Annotated in this window: 20 protein-coding genes; 15 read left to right on the forward strand and 5 right to left on the reverse strand. The window is 41.4% G+C overall.

Annotated features, from left to right (window positions below):
* Positions 1 to 56: 56 nt before the first annotated feature.
* Positions 57 to 1,286: an MFS transporter gene (locus tag ACXAHI_RS01160; RefSeq protein WP_474845318.1), complete on the forward strand. Its 1,230-nt coding sequence runs from the start codon at positions 57 to 59 to the stop codon at positions 1,284 to 1,286.
* Positions 1,287 to 1,794: 508 nt separating this feature from the next.
* On the opposite strand, the gene ACXAHI_RS01165 is transcribed toward ACXAHI_RS01160, so the two are convergent.
* Entirely contained in the window at positions 1,795 to 2,181 is a 387-nt protein-coding gene (locus tag ACXAHI_RS01165) for a DUF7147 family protein (RefSeq protein WP_474845320.1), read from the reverse strand.
* Between the two features lie 111 nt (positions 2,182 to 2,292).
* Between ACXAHI_RS01165 and ACXAHI_RS01170 the strand changes: the two genes are divergently transcribed.
* The 3 genes from ACXAHI_RS01170 to coaD all read left to right on the forward strand — a co-directional run bounded on the left by ACXAHI_RS01170 (position 2,293) and on the right by coaD (position 3,946).
* On the forward strand, positions 2,293 to 2,613 hold the full coding sequence (locus ACXAHI_RS01170) for a hypothetical protein (protein WP_474845322.1): 321 nt from the start codon (positions 2,293 to 2,295) through the stop codon (positions 2,611 to 2,613).
* A 248-nt stretch (positions 2,614 to 2,861) separates the two neighbouring features.
* Entirely contained in the window at positions 2,862 to 3,449 is a 588-nt protein-coding gene (gene rsmD / locus ACXAHI_RS01175) for a 16S rRNA (guanine(966)-N(2))-methyltransferase RsmD (RefSeq protein ID WP_474845324.1), read from the forward strand.
* A gap of 2 nt (positions 3,450 to 3,451) precedes the next feature.
* Entirely contained in the window at positions 3,452 to 3,946 is a 495-nt protein-coding gene (gene coaD, locus ACXAHI_RS01180; RefSeq protein ID WP_474845326.1) for a pantetheine-phosphate adenylyltransferase, read from the forward strand.
* A 28-nt stretch (positions 3,947 to 3,974) separates the two neighbouring features.
* On the opposite strand, the gene ylbJ is transcribed toward coaD, so the two are convergent.
* Entirely contained in the window at positions 3,975 to 5,192 is a 1,218-nt protein-coding gene (ylbJ, locus tag ACXAHI_RS01185) for a sporulation integral membrane protein YlbJ (RefSeq protein ID WP_474845328.1), read from the reverse strand.
* Between the two features lie 142 nt (positions 5,193 to 5,334).
* On the opposite strand from ylbJ, the gene ACXAHI_RS01190 reads away from it, so the two are divergent.
* Together ACXAHI_RS01190 and ACXAHI_RS01195 are read left to right on the forward strand one after the other, a co-directional pair.
* Entirely contained in the window at positions 5,335 to 6,123 is a 789-nt protein-coding gene (locus ACXAHI_RS01190) for a patatin-like phospholipase family protein (protein ID WP_474845330.1), read from the forward strand.
* The gene (locus ACXAHI_RS01195) at positions 6,120 to 7,148 is read left to right on the forward strand and encodes a SepM family pheromone-processing serine protease (protein WP_474845331.1); all 1,029 of its coding nucleotides are present in this window, start codon (positions 6,120 to 6,122) and stop codon (positions 7,146 to 7,148) included. Before ACXAHI_RS01190 ends, ACXAHI_RS01195 begins: the two co-directional genes overlap by 4 nt.
* A gap of 74 nt (positions 7,149 to 7,222) precedes the next feature.
* Here the strand turns inward: ACXAHI_RS01195 and ACXAHI_RS01200 are convergent, their stop codons facing one another.
* Complete coding sequence (locus tag ACXAHI_RS01200; RefSeq protein ID WP_474845333.1) at positions 7,223 to 8,437, reverse strand: nucleotidyltransferase; 1,215 nt, start codon at positions 8,435 to 8,437, stop codon at positions 7,223 to 7,225.
* Between the two features lie 186 nt (positions 8,438 to 8,623).
* Between ACXAHI_RS01200 and ACXAHI_RS01205 the strand changes: the two genes are divergently transcribed.
* The 4 genes from ACXAHI_RS01205 (at position 8,624) to ACXAHI_RS01220 (ending at position 10,893) form a co-directional block, all read left to right on the forward strand.
* The gene (locus ACXAHI_RS01205; RefSeq protein ID WP_474845335.1) at positions 8,624 to 9,157 is read left to right on the forward strand and encodes a YceD family protein; all 534 of its coding nucleotides are present in this window, start codon (positions 8,624 to 8,626) and stop codon (positions 9,155 to 9,157) included.
* A 49-nt stretch (positions 9,158 to 9,206) separates the two neighbouring features.
* Positions 9,207 to 9,380, forward strand: coding sequence for a 50S ribosomal protein L32 (gene rpmF / locus ACXAHI_RS01210; RefSeq protein ID WP_048309912.1), 174 nt, complete (start codon positions 9,207 to 9,209; stop codon positions 9,378 to 9,380).
* A gap of 77 nt (positions 9,381 to 9,457) precedes the next feature.
* A complete protein-coding gene (locus tag ACXAHI_RS01215) occupies positions 9,458 to 10,216 on the forward strand; it encodes an enoyl-CoA hydratase/isomerase family protein (RefSeq protein WP_474845337.1) in 759 nt (252 codons plus the stop codon).
* A gap of 101 nt (positions 10,217 to 10,317) precedes the next feature.
* On the forward strand, positions 10,318 to 10,893 hold the full coding sequence (locus ACXAHI_RS01220) for an RsfA family transcriptional regulator (protein ID WP_474845339.1): 576 nt from the start codon (positions 10,318 to 10,320) through the stop codon (positions 10,891 to 10,893).
* A 30-nt stretch (positions 10,894 to 10,923) separates the two neighbouring features.
* Here the strand turns inward: ACXAHI_RS01220 and ACXAHI_RS01225 are convergent, their stop codons facing one another.
* Complete coding sequence (locus ACXAHI_RS01225) at positions 10,924 to 11,400, reverse strand: N-acetyltransferase (RefSeq protein ID WP_270182057.1); 477 nt, start codon at positions 11,398 to 11,400, stop codon at positions 10,924 to 10,926.
* A 219-nt stretch (positions 11,401 to 11,619) separates the two neighbouring features.
* Between ACXAHI_RS01225 and ACXAHI_RS01230 the strand changes: the two genes are divergently transcribed.
* From ACXAHI_RS01230 to ACXAHI_RS01240, 3 genes are read left to right on the forward strand one after another with little or no spacing between them, the layout of a single operon-like run.
* The gene (locus ACXAHI_RS01230; protein ID WP_474845341.1) at positions 11,620 to 12,960 is read left to right on the forward strand and encodes an acetyl-CoA carboxylase biotin carboxylase subunit; all 1,341 of its coding nucleotides are present in this window, start codon (positions 11,620 to 11,622) and stop codon (positions 12,958 to 12,960) included.
* Between the two features lie 23 nt (positions 12,961 to 12,983).
* On the forward strand, positions 12,984 to 13,196 hold the full coding sequence (locus tag ACXAHI_RS01235; protein ID WP_270181774.1) for a biotin/lipoyl-binding carrier protein: 213 nt from the start codon (positions 12,984 to 12,986) through the stop codon (positions 13,194 to 13,196).
* Between the two features lie 50 nt (positions 13,197 to 13,246).
* On the forward strand, positions 13,247 to 14,779 hold the full coding sequence (locus ACXAHI_RS01240) for an acyl-CoA carboxylase subunit beta (protein WP_474845343.1): 1,533 nt from the start codon (positions 13,247 to 13,249) through the stop codon (positions 14,777 to 14,779).
* Between the two features lie 91 nt (positions 14,780 to 14,870).
* On the opposite strand, the gene ACXAHI_RS01245 is transcribed toward ACXAHI_RS01240, so the two are convergent.
* Positions 14,871 to 15,377 (reverse strand): hypothetical protein, encoded by a 507-nt coding sequence (locus ACXAHI_RS01245; RefSeq protein ID WP_474845345.1) that lies wholly within the window; start codon positions 15,375 to 15,377, stop codon positions 14,871 to 14,873.
* Between the two features lie 184 nt (positions 15,378 to 15,561).
* On the opposite strand from ACXAHI_RS01245, the gene ACXAHI_RS01250 reads away from it, so the two are divergent.
* Both ACXAHI_RS01250 and ACXAHI_RS01255 read left to right on the forward strand, forming a co-directional pair.
* Positions 15,562 to 16,452, forward strand: a complete 891-nt coding sequence (locus ACXAHI_RS01250; protein WP_474845347.1) for a 2-dehydropantoate 2-reductase — start codon at positions 15,562 to 15,564, stop codon at positions 16,450 to 16,452.
* Positions 16,452 to 16,835, forward strand: coding sequence for a DUF3397 domain-containing protein (locus tag ACXAHI_RS01255; protein ID WP_270181778.1), 384 nt, complete (start codon positions 16,452 to 16,454; stop codon positions 16,833 to 16,835). The genes ACXAHI_RS01250 and ACXAHI_RS01255 overlap by 1 nt, the downstream gene beginning before the upstream one ends.
* The last annotated feature ends 46 nt before the right edge of the window (positions 16,836 to 16,881 follow it).

Consider the following 16,881-nt stretch of genomic DNA (forward strand, 5'->3'; position numbering starts at 1 on the left):
TATTGATTGTTTCGGGTGTCGAAGTTTATAATGGTCAAGTCAAAGGATGTGTAACCATGAATAACTGGAAACGAAATGTTTGGATATTGTTCATTTGTCAATTCCTAGTCCTTGGCGCTATGACGATGATTATGCCTTTTCTTCCTCTTTATCTCCAAGAGCTTGGAGTTGAAGGTGAGAAGCAAATTAGCATATGGTCAGGTGTCATCTTCGGTGCTAACTTTTTAACTGCTTTTTTATTTTCCCCATTCTGGGGACGTGTGGCAGATCGACACGGACGAAAGCTTATGGTGCTTCGTTCAGGATTCGGTATGGCTGTCGTCATTATATTGACCGGGTTTGCCACAGGTCCCTTTGAATTGCTTGGATTACGATTACTAAATGGTGTTGTTTCAGGATTTATTCCTGCATCGATCGCGTTAGTCGCTACGAACACACCAAAACAACACGTCGGTTATGCCCTTGGTACACTTAATTCTGGTGCAGTTGCAGGCGCAATATGCGGCCCGCTTTTTGGTGGGCTTATGGCAGAAGCGTTTGGGTTCAGAATGATCTTTAACTTAACAGGGATATGTATCCTACTTGCCGCTGTAGTTGTATTGTTCCTTGTTAAGGAAGAGACCAAACCAGATCCTGAAGCGAAAGTTGAAAGAAGTAATGCGATTCAAGATTTTAAGAGAGTAACGATTCACTCTCCTATGCTGTCATTATTCATCGTAGGGTTTCTTGTCCAATTTGCTCTACTTGGCATGAATCCGTTGATTCCATTGTTTGTACAAAAGCTCGCTTCAGGTGAGAATGTTGCTTTGTTTGCTGGGATTGCAACATCTGTTATGGGCATCGCAAACATGGTAGCTTCTCCAAAGCTTGGAAAGATGGGAGATAAGAAAGGATCACAATATGTACTTTATTATTCGCTCATCGGTGCAGCGATCTTCTCGATTCCACAGGCATTCGTCCAAGAACTATGGCAATTGATCGCGTTGAGATTCCTTTTAGGTCTTTGCATAGGAGGGCTATTGCCATCGGTCAACTCTCTTGTAAAACGGTTATCACCTGCTGGGATGGAGAGCCGAACGTACAGCTTTTCGAATAGTGCCATTTATCTTGGTAACCTTCTTGGTCCAATTACTGGTGGGTGGATCGTTGCAGGATTCGGTACGAGAGGGCTCTTTATATTTGCTGGTATCATATTATTAATAAGCGTTGTCTATGTGAAGCGTAGAGTACTACCGATCTTAAACAGAAAGCAAACCGTCTATCAAACGACTGAAGTTCCTTCATAAAAAGCAGAAACCTTTGATGGTTTCTGCTTTTTTAATAACTACATTCAATTTTTAAAGTGGGGGTTTCCGCTCCAGGATGCTCACCTGTCCCGCTCATCCCGCAGGAGTCGAGCATCCTTCCGCTCCAATCCTACATTTAAGATGGTTAATTAATTTTATAAACCATTTAGTATCCTTAAAAGATTTCTTAGCATAATGGGTCGGAAAGTTTCATTTGAATTAAATGTATTATAGTAGGCGTGAATACCTCTTGACTCCCTCCGGAAATGTTGATGGGTAGTGAAATATCTGTTTGTAAAACTATTGGACGGAAAGTTCATTTTGGATATATTCTCATCAAGTAGGAGAGACGATCGCGGACTCCAGCGGTCGTACGGGCGGCCGAGACCGGGGTGTGGTTTTCACCTCGGGCTTGGACGTTCGTCATCGACTACGGTATCGGGAGCACCGAATAATGTAATAGGTTCCTCGACAAGCTGAGCAGAAACCTCTTCAGGTTTCTGCTTTTTTACTGCATTGGAGGAATCAGATTGTTCATGCGAAGAATTCCGATAATGTGATTATAGTAGATCTCCACTTCGTTAAACTCATCCGATGGCTTCACCTCAAGAGGGACGATCGGAAGAGAGAGTTCATCGCTAAGTTTTTCAAACATCGCAAGGCGTTTAACAGAGGGATCTTTTGCAGGTATGCCTTCACGACATATATAAAGAGGCTGAAGATTTCCTTCACCAGCAGACTTTAGTACGACGACGGGAGAGACGACCTTTCGCTCATGTTTCGTTGTATGTAGTAACAAAAGACGGTGAACTCTGTGGGAATTTGTTCTTGCAAGTTCAACTAACTCATAAATATCAGAATAACCTTCTCCAAGTTCTATGAAACGTTGTATCATGTTTGTTGCTCCTTTCCTTGTCTTTGAAATCCTCTCATAATGTAGCATGAAATTTAAATGATGGAAAGGATGAAGCGTTTCCATTAAAATGAGAAGAAAGGAGGTTTTTCCATGGGATCGATTCTGCTCTTTGCGACAGTACTAGGGATACTGCTCTATATGTACTGGAAAGGTAGAAACGCTAAAGAAGAAACCATCGATAAAAACCTCATCCAAGGAATCATCATTGCTGATATTTTAGCAGCTCTGGTCATTCATGGTGTGATAACGAGTGCAGAAGCTGACTTCCTATCTAACTCGTCGTTATCAGAAGTAGAAGAGTATGTGATTCAGAATACAAATTTATCAAAAGATGAGTTTGGTGAGTGGATTCATCACGACTGGGATGGAATCCAAGCGATCGATTTACCGCTAGATTTAGATCCGGGGTGACACACAAAAATACCCGCAGGAAATCATTCCTGCGGGTGCCTTAAACCTAATGGTTAAGGCAAATGGGAGAGGAGAAACCGGAGGAAGAACTTATGGGGAAACGTAAGTCTTCTCCGCGGTTGACAGCATCATTAACCTGGTAAGATGCTGCTATAGTTAGTATCGCCATCCACTATGCGTTTATACATTAATTTTAGCTTTCAGTTTTTTTATGGTAGGATAGGTAGGAATATGGAAACGATAAGGTTGTGAACGAGATGAGAATTATAGCAGGAACATGTAAAGGTAGGCACATAAAGCCCGTTCCAGGCATGAATACAAGACCTACAACTGATAAAGTAAGAGAAGCCATTTACAATATGGTGGGTCCTTTTTTTGAAGGTGGACTTGCGCTCGATCTATATGGTGGAAGTGGGGCTTTAGGAATCGAAGCCTTGAGCCGAGGAGTAGAAAAATGCATCTTCGTCGATCGTGATAATAAAGCGATCGAAACGATCAAGTGGAACCTTGATCAAACAGGATTTACAGAATCAGCTGAAGTGTTTCGTAACGATTCGAAAAGAGCTTTAAAAGCACTCTTAAAGAGAGAAGTAACGTTCTCCCTCGTATTGCTAGATCCTCCGTATCATAAGGAGAAGATCGTGGAAGACCTTGATAAGTTATCGACTTATGGACTACTTGAAGAGAATGCGACGGTAGTTGTTGAGCATCTTAAAGAAGTAGACCTTCCTGAAAAACTTGCAGATTTAACGCTTACTAGAAAAGAAACTTACAGTGGAAAAACAACCATTTCAATCTATACATATAACCAGTCGGGTGTTGAGAGGGAGGAATAGTCATGGGTAAGATCGCAGTATGTCCAGGTAGCTTTGACCCTGTTACGTTTGGCCACCTTGATATCATCAAGCGAGGTGCAAGAGTTTTTGACAATATCAAAGTCGTCGTTCTTAACAATCAAAGTAAATCAACATTGTTTTCTGTAGAAGAGCGGGTGGAATTGATTAAAGAAGTAACAAAAGATATCGAGAATGTAACGGTTGATTCGTATCAAGGCTTATTGATCGATTATGCAAAACAAGTTGGTGCTTCTACGATCCTTCGTGGTCTACGTGCCGTATCTGATTTTGAGTATGAGATGAAGATCGCTTCAATTAATCGAAAGTTAGAAGACGAAATCGAAACATTCTTTATGATGACGAACAATCAGTATTCCTTCTTGAGTTCGAGCATCGTAAAAGAGATAGCAAAATACCATGCACCTGTATCCGATCTTGTACCTGAGGTTGTTCAGGATGCGTTAAGAGAAAAATATGCAGGATCCCCGTTAGAGTAACGGGGCTTTTTTCTACTGAAGAAGTACGTTATTGAACTTGAATTCTCATACGGCGAATGGATAAGAAGATAAAGGTAATAAGAGCAAACAATGTGAGCCACGACCCCGTTCGTTCGAAAAAAACGTATACAATATCGATGATTGAGCTTGAGTTTTCTGTGTGAAATACCGGCAGCGTTTTAGTCCCTTCTGATAACCATTCTATGTAGATTGGCTTCCAGAGTAAAAGGGTCAACCCCATCGCAAATACGCCGTGGAGTAACCTAGCAAAGAAAAACGGTTTGAAGCGAATATCAGTATCTGCAAGAATACTAGCGACTTGGGCTTGAACGGAAAAGCCATTGAAGGCAAGGACAAAACTCGCAATCATCGTTTGCTGCAATAAGTGAGCATTACTTTCGCTAATCAACCTACTGCCTAGCGTTATCTCAAATAAACCTGACAGAAGCGGAGTAGCAAGGGTTGGAGATATGTGTAGCGTTATTAGAATAACGTTTACGATGCCTGCAACCAATGAAGTAAATCCGATGACGCTTAGAAGTTCATTGATCACAGAAAATAATATGATGAACCCACCTACCATCAGTAATGTTTTGATCGACGAATGAACGGCGTCTCCCATCATTTTTCCGAATGGTCTGTCGTCGTATAAGCGTGTTTCGTGTAACGCTTTAAATGCTCTCGGGAGCCTTCCTAATGGGGAACGCTCATAGCTTTTCGTAAATCGATCCTCTGATCTATGGAAACGCATTACGAGTCCGACAAGGATATTTCCGATGTAATGGGCAGCAGCTAGTAGAATTCCGAGCGATGGATTATGGAAGAATCCGACAGCTACAGCCGCAAAAATAAATAATGGGTTCGAACAATTCGTAAACGAAACGAGTCTTTCTCCTTCGATCGCTGTGATGTCATTATTTTGTCTAAGGTGGGCTGTGTATTTCGCTCCGGCAGGGAACCCTGAAGCAATTCCCATTGCCCACACGAAAGCACCTGATCCTGGAACGCGAAAGAGAGGACGCATCAACGGCTCTAATAAAATGCCGATAAACCGTACGACACCGATTCCTATCAGTAGTTCAGATATGATGAAAAAGGGTAATAATGAAGGAAAGACAATGTTCCACCACATGGAAAGACCACTTTTCGAAGCGTTGAGCGTATGTTCCGGCAGGAGGATGATCGAAAGTGCAATGATGGTCATCGAAGAAGCGAGAACTATTGTTTTAAGCACTTGTGCGTTCATTAAAGCATCCCCCCAGTACTGGCCATCGAGACAGTATTGTATGTATGAATGTGTAAGAAAACATGTCCGCTAGTTAAAATATACGTATTTGTGGAACAATTAGACCATATGATTAAGCAGGTATAGACGGGAGGATCTCATGATGGACCGTCCAAAAGTTGGGTTAGCTCTAGGCTCAGGTGGAGCAAGAGGCTTTGCACATTTAGGTGTTATTAAAGTACTTGTTGAACAAGGCGTTCCGATAGACTATATCGCAGGAAGCAGTATGGGATCACTCGTTGGGGCGATCTATGGATCTGGGCATAAGGTAGAGACAATGGTAAAGATGGCGTCCCTTTTTAAACGCAAATACTATATCGATTTTACTGTGCCAAAAATGGGGTTTATTACAGGGAACAAGGTGAAGAATTTAATTCGAACACTGACGCATGGGAAACAGCTTGAAGATTTAGACCCTCCTCTCGCTGTCGTGACAACAGACTTAATTAAAGGGGAGAAGGTTGTCTATCGTACTGGATCAATTGCTGATGCCGTTCGTGCAAGTATCGCAATCCCAGGAATTTTCACACCTGAAAAAATCGGAGATCGATTGCTTGTAGATGGTGGCGTCATCGATCGTGTTCCTGTTTCAGTGGCAAGAGAGATGGGAGCTGATCTCGTCATCGCAGTAGACGTTTCTGATGTAAAAAAGGAATCAGACGTCACTTCGATCTTTGATGTGATCATGCAAAGCATCGACATCATGCAAAACGAAATGGTACGCCTTCACGAGATCAATGCAGATGTGATGATTAAACCACGACTTGAATCATTTCATTCACGATCGTTCACGAATTTACAGGACATCATAAAAATTGGAGAGGAAGAAGCTTTTCGCCACCTCGATGCTTATCATGCAGCGGTGGAAGAGTGGAAGGAGAAAAATAAATGAACCGGACTACCAAGAGATTTAGTATCGTATGGGCTGTGATCATCATTTTGGTCGCAGCGTTTACGTTTATTGATTTGCCGTACTATGTCACTACTCCTGGGGAAGCAAGAGAGCTCGATGATGTGATCAAAGTGGACGGAGGCTCCGCTGATGAAGGGGAGTTTATGCTCACCACTGTACGGGTTGGAGAAGCCAATATCATTCAGTATATCTGGGCACAGTTCAACCAGTATCATGAATTGATCTCTGAAGACATGATCAAGCGTGAAGGTGAGTCAGATGAGGAATATCATGAACGTCAGCTTGAAGTTATGGCTGGTTCTCAAACGAACGCAACGATCGTAGCATATCAAGCAGCGGATCGTTCGATCACGATCAACAATCAAGGTGTTCTCGTAACAGGAGTCGTTGAAGGGATGCCGGCTGATGGAAAGCTAGAGCCTGGAGACCTCATTACAGGTGTAGATGGTGAGAAGATAGAAAAGACGAAACAACTTTTAGACATGCTTTCGAAATACAGCGAATCTGATACCGTCGTCATCACATTTAAACGTGATGAAGAAGAGCGTGATGTCGAAGTGGGGTTTGATACTTTTCCTGAGAAATTTAATACAGAGGATGGAAAAGTTGGGATAGGGATCACAGGCCCTGTTACAGCGAAAACGATTAAAACGGACCCACCGATCGATATAAACACTGATCAGATCGGAGGCCCATCTGCAGGACTGATGTTCTCGCTTGAAATCTATAACCAACTTACAAAAACAGATTGGACGAAAGGTCACAAAATCGCCGGAACAGGGACGATTACAGAAGAAGGAGAAGTAGGTCCGATCGGGGGTATAAAGCAAAAAGTTGTTGCGGCTGATGGTTCAGGAGCCGACATATTCTTTGCACCTGTCGCACATTCAAATTATGAAGATGCGTTAGAAGCAGCAGAGGATATTAAAACAAAGATGAAGATTGTACCTGTTGAAACGTTTAAGGATGCTTCAGATTATTTAAAACAACTAGAAAAGAAATAATTTTTAAATTGTAAAAAACCTGTCGAGAAAAGGAAATGCTCGACAGGTTTTTTTGCTTCTTATGTGAGCGTGATCTAGAGCATTATAGGGGATGAGGTAAATTCTTTTTTTAGGAACGTTTCTTGATCGCTTCCATCGAAACCTAGCGCGTACACTTCGCTCACCTTTTTTTCAATATCTAAAAAAGGATGATCGAATTGGTTGATATTTGCAACTAACGGAACCGTTAGCGATGACTTCACTTTATTTAAATACATCCGACCAGCGCCGGACATCCCGAGCAACCTAAGGTAAGGTGCATCTGTGTGTAAAGCAGGCTTCATGTCGTCCTTTACGGTATTCGTTAAAATATGTAGTGAAAATCTCTGTAGTCGGGTCCACGTGTAGCGTTTTGTTTTAACAGCTTCCATGAACGATATAAAATCTTTAGATGCCTTCGCAGCAGAAACAAGGCGGTTCTCGAGGCCTTCCTCAGCTTCGTAAATCGTCTTCAGTTCTTTCTTAGAGCTTGTTAAGAGTTTGTATCGAAGAAATGGATAAAGTCGGTGCCAGCCATGAAACTTGTTATGCGATCGATAGAACCGATCCAGTTCATGGTATGTAGGTTCAGGGACATAAGCTTTAACATTTTGGGGTCCGACATCTTCAGTTAGTAGTTCTTTTCGTATAGCAGTAGCACTCGCGATCTTTTTATCTGTAAACGACTCTTCATGGTAACCTGCTTTTGTTCGTAAAATGGTCTGAGCTTGAATATGCGATTTTTGTTCGTCGATCGCTTTCACGTACTGATAGCCAAGGATGTTATTTGGTAATGATAAATCTAGAACGCTCTCATGGTCTTTTAATGACTGAAAGGCAAGAGAAGCTGCTTTTGGGTAGCTATTTCCTTCGCTCATGAAAAGCTGTATTTTTTCATTGTAGTGTTTGTCGTTTTCTTTAATGAAGGACATCGTTTTCTCAAAGTCCCCGATATGACCCGCTTCGCTTCCAAAGCATAGTTCATCTACTCCGATGGCTGTTAACAGGGAAACGGCACCTTTTGCGAAAACTTCCGCTTTTTGGGTAGAGTATACATAGGGGAGTTCGATCACAAGATCGATTCCATTCTCTAGTGCCATCCTCGTTCTACTCCATTTATCAACTAGTGCAGGTTCACCTCTTTGAAGAAACGACCCACTCATCACTGCAATGACGATGTCGGCACCCGTTGTTTTCTTCGTTTCTTCCAAATGGTAGAGGTGGCCATTATGGAAGGGATTGTACTCAACGATAACGCCAGCTGTTTTCATCATAAAACTCCTTTCATCTATTAATGGAAAGGCGGTCCATATGTAAGAGTTGAACTCAAGGTTTTTTCTCTGGTATGATAAACATTATACCAGATTTGGATTCTCACAAAGTGGTGTAAAGAAAAAATATTGACATTTGCTTATTTTGTAGCTATAATACTTTTGTTGCCTTGAGGTGATAGACAGATGAAATGGTCAGTAGATCAGTTGAAGTCCTTCAAACAGAAAGGACTTACAATTGACGAGTTAGTTAATGTAGAGGAACTTAAGAATGATGAAACACAGATTCGAGAAATCACGCCCGTGCACGTTACCGGTGAGACTTCGTTTCACGGTAATAAAGTTACCTTTCATCTTACCCTAAAAGGCAAGATGGTACTTCCATGTGCGAATACGCTCGAAGATGTTGATTTCCCTTTCGTACTTCATCCAATGGAAACGTTTGTGCTCGAACCGAACACAAACGGGGTCGATTATGAAGAAGATGATGAAGAAATTCATCAAGTTTCGGGAAATACGGTTGACTTAGTTCCGTATATTAAGGAAAATATACTTTTGGAGATTCCTATTCGTGTTGTAAAACATAGTTCGGAATCCGATGAAATGCAAAACAAATCCGGCAAAGGATGGGAAGTTGTAACACACGAGGAAACGGAAGAGAAGATCGATCCTCGTTTGGCCGGTTTAGCAGATCTTTTTAATGAAAAGAACGATAAATAGACCGGACAACTTCTAAGAGACTATTTAACTTTTTAAGGAGGTGGAAACGATGGCAGTACCAGCTAGAAGAACTTCTAAAACACGTAAAAACAAGCGTCGTACTCATTATAAACTTGAAGTACCAGGAATGGTGAAATGCCCTAACTGTGGCGAATTCAAACTTTCTCACCGTGTATGTAAAGAGTGTGGAAATTACAAAGGTGAAAACGTTGTGAGCAAGTAAGCTTTCAACTCGTTTGAAACAGAGAGAGAAATCTCTCTGTTTTTTTTATACCTTATTTTAGAAGTAGGGGTGACGCTGTGAGTCTATTAGTTGAAAAAGTTAACCGTGCAGCCGTTCTAACGATCAATCGACCGAATCAACGAAATGCGATCAATTATCAAGTCATGGATGAGTTGAAAAATGCGATTCGTGATGCTGAATCGGACCCATCGGTTTCATATATTGTCATTACAGGCACAGGAGATCGAGCATTTTGTGGTGGTGGAGACGTCGCTTCTTTTGTTTCCCTTCGGACGAAAGAAGATGCGTACCCAATGTTGCGAAAGATGGGAAACGTTCTTGAACAGTTGTTTTTCTGTAAAAAGCCAACTGTTGCACTGTTGAATGGTCATGCAGTCGGTGGAGGGTGTGAACTAGCGGTTGCGTGTGATTATCGCATCGCTCGTAGCGGTGTGACGATTGGGTTTATACAAGGATCGATCGGAATAACGACTGGCTGGGGTGGATCCGTATATGCGATGGAAAGATTGAATTCAACTGTCGCTATGGAAATGTTGATGAGTGGAAAACGTTACTCACCTGAAGAAGCCAAGGAGCTAGGATTTCTAACCTATATAATGAAAGAAGAGAATTGGAAAGACGAAGCTCAAGGAGTGATTGAAAATCTCTTACCTCATTCCTCGCAAATATTGGAAACGTATAAACAACATTGGTTAAACTCATTGGATCGAAACTCTATCACAAGCCGAATCGAAAGGGAAATTCTTGCATGCGCTACTTTATGGGAGTCTGAAGAACATCACCTTGCAGTAGAAAAATTTCTAAATAAAAGATAGCGCTTTCTAAGAAATCTGAAAAATTATAGCTTCTAAAATTCTACTACTTCTATCAGACGCATAAGATGACTGTAAAAAGTTTATTTTAGGGGGGATTGCGTTTGGTACCCATTCGTCAGGATGCTTGGTCAAAGGATGAAGATGTATTACTAGCTGAAGTCGTCCTAAGGCATATACGAGAAGCAAGTACACAGCTTGCTGCGTTTGAGGAAGTAGGGAAAAAACTATCAAGGACGCCTGCAGCTTGTGGTTTCAGGTGGAATTCGCTGATTCGGAAACAATATGAATCTGCTATCGTTCTTGCCAAAAAGCACCGTAAGGAACAGAAAAGAAGTGGTCTTTACAATGAGACAAAAAAAGAATCAGAAGGGACTCACGACCAAGATAGTATTGCTATGATTGATGAAGCAATTAGAATCCTTGTCCAAACAAAGTCTTGCATTACTAGTGTGAGCGGGTTAGAAGAGTCTTATAAAGAAATATTAATGGAAAATGAACAGTTAAAACAACAGCTCTTACAAATCGAAAAAGAATATGTCATGGTTCAAAAGGACTATCAATCATTATTGGAGATTATGGAGCGAGCGAGGAAAATGGTTGTTTTTAAAGATGAGGATCAGGGGAACATACGGTTTCAAATGGATTCTAATGGCAATCTAGAGAAAGTAAAAAAATAGGAACAGCCCGTCGTGGGCTGTTCCTATTTTTTATACATCCTGCTCTGTAACACCTTCAGGATACCAAACATACGGGTTTTCACCGCGGTCACGTTCTGGATTGTACGTAACGGCTTCAAAGCCCATCTTCTCCCAAAACTGACTAGAACCTTGTCTTGCGTTTGTTTTTACTGGTAGGTTAAATGTTTTAGCGAAATTTACAAGTGTTGATCCATAATCCCGATCATGGTATTGAGGGAGTACCTCTAGCTTCCAGAGCTCCAAGTAATCCTGTGGTGGATCGAAGTATCTGTCATACTTCGCATCGATTCGATATAAGCTCATTCTAGCAACTAGCTTGTCGCCAAAATAGATGCCGTAGAACGGTGATTCACTATCATTTTCGATGATGTTGTCTTGTAAGTCTTCCATCATCGATAGTTCTTGGATTCCATACTCTTTAAATTTCTTGAACTCTTCTAGAGTTTTGTAATTGATCACAAGTGGTCTTACTGTTAAATCTACCATCATGGTGCCCCCTCCGTCGTAGTTACAAATTCCTCTCTTTTTCTAAAAGAAAAGGTTCTTTTCTCAATTATAACCGAAAACACGAAACTTTTCTTCATTTCAAAAAACAAAATATAAAAGGAATTATTTGAATATTTGTTGAAACGTGACGGTGAATTAATGATATGATTAATGTAAGGGTTTTCAACCTGTATATTGTGCTGGGAAGGGAGAGGTATTGTGAAAAAGATATTAATAGCAAATCGCGGTGAAATTGCAGATCGCATTATTCGAACATGCAGCAGACTAGGAATCGAAACGGTCGCTGTGTACTCTAGTGCTGATAAGGATATGCCATATGTAAGAAATGCGACACATGCGCATGAAATAGGAGATCCTCCAGCTGCAAAGTCATATTTAAATCAAGATGAAATTATTCGAGTTGCTGAGGAAGAGAAAGTAGATGCCATTCACCCAGGATATGGATTTTTATCAGAAAACGCCTCATTCGCAAGAAGAATAGAGGAAAAAGGAATCACGTTCATTGGACCATCAGCTGACGTTGTGGAAGCGATGGGTGACAAGATCACAGCAAGGAAAACGATGATCGATGCAGGTGTACCAGTCGTACCTGGGAGCACGGAAATCGAAGATGCAGAAAAGGCAATCGCTTATGCGAATGAAGTAGGTTATCCCGTCATGCTTAAGGCTGCCGCTGGTGGTGGTGGAATCGGGATGCAGCGGTGTGAGAATGATGGTGACTTAGAAAAAGCATTCTCCTCGAGTCAGAACCGTGCAAAGGCTTATTTCGGCAACGGTGCAATGTTTGTAGAGAAGTTTATCGATGAAGCACGTCACATCGAAGTCCAAATCGTTGGTGATCACCACGGAAACATCGTTCACCTCTATGAAAGAGATTGCTCGATTCAAAGAAGGAACCAAAAAGTTGTTGAGGAAACGCCTTCTCCATTTATATCGGCTGAAACGCGCAATAAGATCGGAGAAGCGGCGGTCAATGCGGCTAAACAAGTTAACTATACGAATGCGGGTACAGTCGAGTTTGTTATGGACGGAGAAGAGAACTTCTATTTCCTTGAGATGAATACAAGATTACAAGTTGAACATCCGATAACGGAAGAAACAAACGGCGTCGATCTTGTTGAATGGCAGCTATTGATCGCTGAAGGTAGAGCATTGCCTTTAGCACAAGAAGAGATTTCTCCAAGCGGTCATAGTATCGAGTTCCGTTTATATGCTGAAGATCCGAACACATTCATGCCTTCACCAGGTAAGATCGAGTCGCTTGAATTTCCAGAAGTAGCTGGAATCAGAATTGACGGAGGCTACGAAAGTGGATCGACGGTATCACCTTTTTACGATCCGATGATTGCAAAGATCATTGCGAGCGGCGAAAATCGTAAGGAAGCTTTGGAGGTTGCTAGAACATTTTTTAGCAAATTCCACCTTAAAGGGATTAAGCATAATGGACCTTTGTTTGAGAATTTACTGCAAGAATCTGATTTTCAAAATGGTCACTACACAACAGCATACTTATCAAAAAAACTAGCTCACAAAAAATAACCAACAAAAGGGGAATGACAACTATGAACGAAATTAAATCATCAATGGCAGGCACAGTCTTAAATGTAATGGTATCTGAGGGAGACTCTGTTACGTCTGGGCAAGAACTTGTAATGTTGGAGTCCATGAAGATGGAGATTCCTGTTGAAGGTACTGAAGATGGAACTGTGGCAGAAGTAAAAGTAACGATCGGTGATTTTGTAAACGAAGGCGATGTACTCGTTACAATTAAGTAGGTCACGTTGCTGAACGAGCGCTCAATCTAATGAATTGAAGGAGGTTCCTCATGAATCATCTTGAAGAGTTTCTAGAAAATAAATCGAAAGAAATAGAATCTGGTGGTGCAGAGAAGTACCACCAGAAACTGAAAGAAACGAACAAAATGTTCGTACGTGACAGGTTGAATTTACTGTTCGATAATGGTCAGTACACGGAAGACGGTAAATTTGCAAATAACCTTGCGAGCGACCTTCCTGCAGACGGCGTCGTTACTGCGATCGGGAAAGTAAACGGTGAAAAAGTATGTGTGATGGCGAACGACTCTACCGTTAAAGCAGGGTCCTGGGGAGCGAGAACAGTAGAAAAGATCATTCGCATTCAAGAAACAGCGATGAATCTTAAAGTGCCGATCTTGTATCTTGTTGATTCAGCCGGTGCAAGAATTACTGATCAGCTAGAAATGTTTCCAAACCGAAGAGGAGCTGGCAGAATCTTTCACAATCAAGTGAAGATGTCTGGCATGGTTCCGCAAATCTGCTTGTTGTTTGGACCTTCAGCTGCTGGTGGGGCTTACATACCTGCTTTTTGTGACATCGTGGTGATGGTAGATAAAAATGCGTCTATGTACCTTGGTTCGCCACGTATGGCTGAAAAGGTAATCGGTGAAAAAGTGTCGCTCGAGGAAATGGGTGGTGCGAAAATGCACTGCAGCAAGAGCGGATGCGGCGATGTGCTCGCAGATAATGAAGAGCATGCGATCCAACTCGGTCGTAAGTATTTAAGCTACTTCCCAGGCAACTTTCATAAAAGAACGCCTGAACTAGAAGGGAAGCTGCCTTCACTAGAAAAATCGATTACAGATATCGTTCCAGAAAACCAAAATGCACCTTTTAATATGTATGATTTGATCGATGCACTAGTAGATGGCGATAGTTTCTTTGAAATGAAGAAATTGTTCGCTCCTGAGTTGATCACTGGTTTCGCTCGAATCGATGGTAAAGTTGTTGGTCTCATCGCGAATCAGCCAAAAGTAAAGGGTGGGGTTTTATTTGTAGATTCAGCTGATAAAGGCGCTAAGTTTATTCAGCTCTGCGATGCGTACCATATTCCGCTCGTTTTCCTTGCAGATGTACCAGGATTTATGATCGGTACAAAAGTAGAGAGTGCTGGTATCATAAGGCATGGTGCAAAACTAATCGCCGCAATGAGCTCTGCAACGGTACCGAAAATATCTGTTGTGGTTCGAAAAGCATACGGAGCAGGACTTTATGCAATGGCGGGACCAGCTTTCGAGCCGGACTGCTGTATCGCATTACCGACTGCTCAAATTGCGGTGATGGGCCCAGAAGCAGCTGTTAACGCGGTTTATGCTAATAAAATAAATGCGATCGAAGATCCAAAAGAACGTATCGAATATGTGAAAGAAAAGCATCAGGAATATAAAGAGCACATCGATATTTACCGACTTGCGTCTGAATTGATCGTTGACGATATCGTTCCTGGTAATGAACTAAGAGAAGTGCTCGTCGATCGACTATCTTACTACGAGTCAAAAGAGATGAGTGCACCTGATAAGAAACACCCTGTTTATCCAGTGTAATAGAAGTAAAAGATCCCTTAACGTTTCCGTTAAGGGATCTTTAGATGAAGTGAGTTTTAAAACGCTCTTTTTAGAGCAGTAAGCGGTACAATTATTCATCTAAATTCGAACGAATATCTTCTATGTTGAGATAGTGGATACTCGTGATCTTACCGTCTTCATTTGTTTGAGCTGAACCTTCAACGCTCACTGGCTTACTTTTCGAATTAGTACCCGTAGTAACGTTTACTGTAAAATCAAAAGCGTCTTTATCTTCATTTTCTTCGATCGTTAATTCTTTAACTTTCAGTACATGATTAGGATGTGCCATGCGTAAGAACATCAATGAGCCGTTGTTTTTCACTATATAATTTTCATAAAATCGTTCGTTCATATAGGGCTTGAAATGTTCTTGATTGTATTCGGATAGCATAGTGGCGTATGTTTCTAAATCTCCGTCGTTGGAGGTAATAAGCATTTCCTGTTCTTTATCAGGTCCATTAAACTGCTTTTGTAACACGGTTCGAACGTTTTGCTTACTAGTGTTTTCACTTAAGTCGTCTCCACCAATAGGAGAGCACCCTATAGTGAACACTAAGACAGCTAACAAGAAAAACACAAAACACTTCCTAATGGATCGCAATCATTTTCCACCCCTTCAACAGTTTCTTACCAATACATACGGAATACCCCACCTGATTGTTTCATCAAACAGCACATCGTTTTTTGATTAAAAAGGTTGGAAAACTATGCTAAACTAGCCGTAGTGCATTCGGCCTATTAGAATGGAGAGGTGTATCCAATTGAACATCACGATTATCGGAGCTGGGGCAGTTGGTCTTCTTGTTGGTGCTTCATTTTCCTTATCTGGACATACGGTAACGATGGTCACACGGCGAGAAGAGCAAGCGGATCTCCTCCGTCAAAAAGGGATTTGTTATAGAAGTGAAGGTGTAGAATCTGTTTATCAGGTGGACGCTTCAACTTCTTTACCTGATCATCCAGATATTGTCGTCGTTGCCGTAAAGTCTTATCAAGTTGAAGAAGTGATCAACATGATCAAGAATACATATCAAAAAGGTTCAAAGCCTGAACTCTTATTTATTCAAAATGGAATGGGGCACGTTCGCTATCTTGATACACTACACAAGAACGTTGCGTTAGGTACGCTTGACCATGGAGCGAAAAAAATCGATGACATTACAGTCATTCATACAGGTAAAGGCAGTTTGAAGATTTGCAGCTATTCTGAAGGACGGTCCATCTTAAGCACTTTGTGCGATGAAAAATTATCGATTCAGCATGAAGAGGACTGGTATAAGTTGTTATCTGAGAAGCTTGTTATAAACTGTGGAATTAATCCGCTAACAGCCATCTTCAAAATTTTAAACGGTGAATTGATGACAAACCCTAGGTATTTTGCGATCTTGAGAGAATTAATAAAAGAGTCCAGCGCGGTATTGAATCTTGAATTTGAAGAATCTTTGAACAGAGTGCAAGGTGTATGTCAACTTACAGCAGCCAATACTTCCTCGATGCTGGCAGATGTTAAAGCTGGACGAAGAACAGAGATTGATGCAATTTCAGGGTTTGTGTTAAGAGAAGCTTCATTAAAAGGAATCGATGTTCCGTACACAAGGTTTGTGTTTGATGCGGTCAAAGGGATGGAATTGAAATTGGGGGAGAGGTTGTAATGGGAGATGTTCTGATTGGCATCGTTGCAACTGCTGTGACGGTACCGCTTCTAGCCTGGTACATCGTCTATATTTTTACTGTAAAAGTAACGAAGAAGAAGAAACATTCAATCCGGCTCGCAACAGATCTATCCACGTTGTTTTTTATTCTGAGCGTCCATTTTATATGCGTAGAGCTCTTTCAACGCTCTTTTTTATGGGTGATCTTTATTCTTATGATTATGATTGCGGTTGGTTTCACTGTTCTTCATTGGAAAACAAAGGAAGATATCAGTATTAAAAGAGTGATGAAAGGAGCATGGCGCTTCAATTTTCTCGTATTTTCAACTGGATATGTTCTACTATTGCTTATTGGGTTAGCGCACCGTATTGCTACGGTATAACTCATAAGCTTTTTTTTTGGTAGCAGTGGGGTCAGTTTGATATACT

The organism is Anaerobacillus sp. ABD4_527 (assembly GCF_056160805.1).

What these genes read in the sequence shown, in the direction of transcription:
- rpmF (WP_048309912.1), top strand. Translation starts at nt 9,207, where the DNA reads ATGGCAGTACCAGCTAGAAGAACTTCTAAAACACGTAAAAACAAGCGT.
- ACXAHI_RS01200 (WP_474845333.1), bottom strand. Translation starts at nt 8,437, where the DNA reads ATGAAAACAGCTGGCGTTATCGTTGAGTACAATCCCTTCCATAATGGC.
- coaD (WP_474845326.1), top strand. Translation starts at nt 3,452, where the DNA reads ATGGGTAAGATCGCAGTATGTCCAGGTAGCTTTGACCCTGTTACGTTT.
- ACXAHI_RS01195 (WP_474845331.1), top strand. Translation starts at nt 6,120, where the DNA reads ATGAACCGGACTACCAAGAGATTTAGTATCGTATGGGCTGTGATCATC.
- ACXAHI_RS01255 (WP_270181778.1), top strand. Translation starts at nt 16,452, where the DNA reads ATGGGAGATGTTCTGATTGGCATCGTTGCAACTGCTGTGACGGTACCG.
- ACXAHI_RS01205 (WP_474845335.1), top strand. Translation starts at nt 8,624, where the DNA reads ATGAAATGGTCAGTAGATCAGTTGAAGTCCTTCAAACAGAAAGGACTT.
- ACXAHI_RS01160 (WP_474845318.1), top strand. Translation starts at nt 57, where the DNA reads ATGAATAACTGGAAACGAAATGTTTGGATATTGTTCATTTGTCAATTC.
- ACXAHI_RS01165 (WP_474845320.1), bottom strand. Translation starts at nt 2,181, where the DNA reads ATGATACAACGTTTCATAGAACTTGGAGAAGGTTATTCTGATATTTAT.
- ACXAHI_RS01170 (WP_474845322.1), top strand. Translation starts at nt 2,293, where the DNA reads ATGGGATCGATTCTGCTCTTTGCGACAGTACTAGGGATACTGCTCTAT.
- ACXAHI_RS01225 (WP_270182057.1), bottom strand. Translation starts at nt 11,400, where the DNA reads ATGGTAGATTTAACAGTAAGACCACTTGTGATCAATTACAAAACTCTA.
- ACXAHI_RS01240 (WP_474845343.1), top strand. Translation starts at nt 13,247, where the DNA reads ATGAATCATCTTGAAGAGTTTCTAGAAAATAAATCGAAAGAAATAGAA.
- ACXAHI_RS01235 (WP_270181774.1), top strand. Translation starts at nt 12,984, where the DNA reads ATGAACGAAATTAAATCATCAATGGCAGGCACAGTCTTAAATGTAATG.
- ACXAHI_RS01190 (WP_474845330.1), top strand. Translation starts at nt 5,335, where the DNA reads ATGGACCGTCCAAAAGTTGGGTTAGCTCTAGGCTCAGGTGGAGCAAGA.
- ylbJ (WP_474845328.1), bottom strand. Translation starts at nt 5,192, where the DNA reads ATGAACGCACAAGTGCTTAAAACAATAGTTCTCGCTTCTTCGATGACC.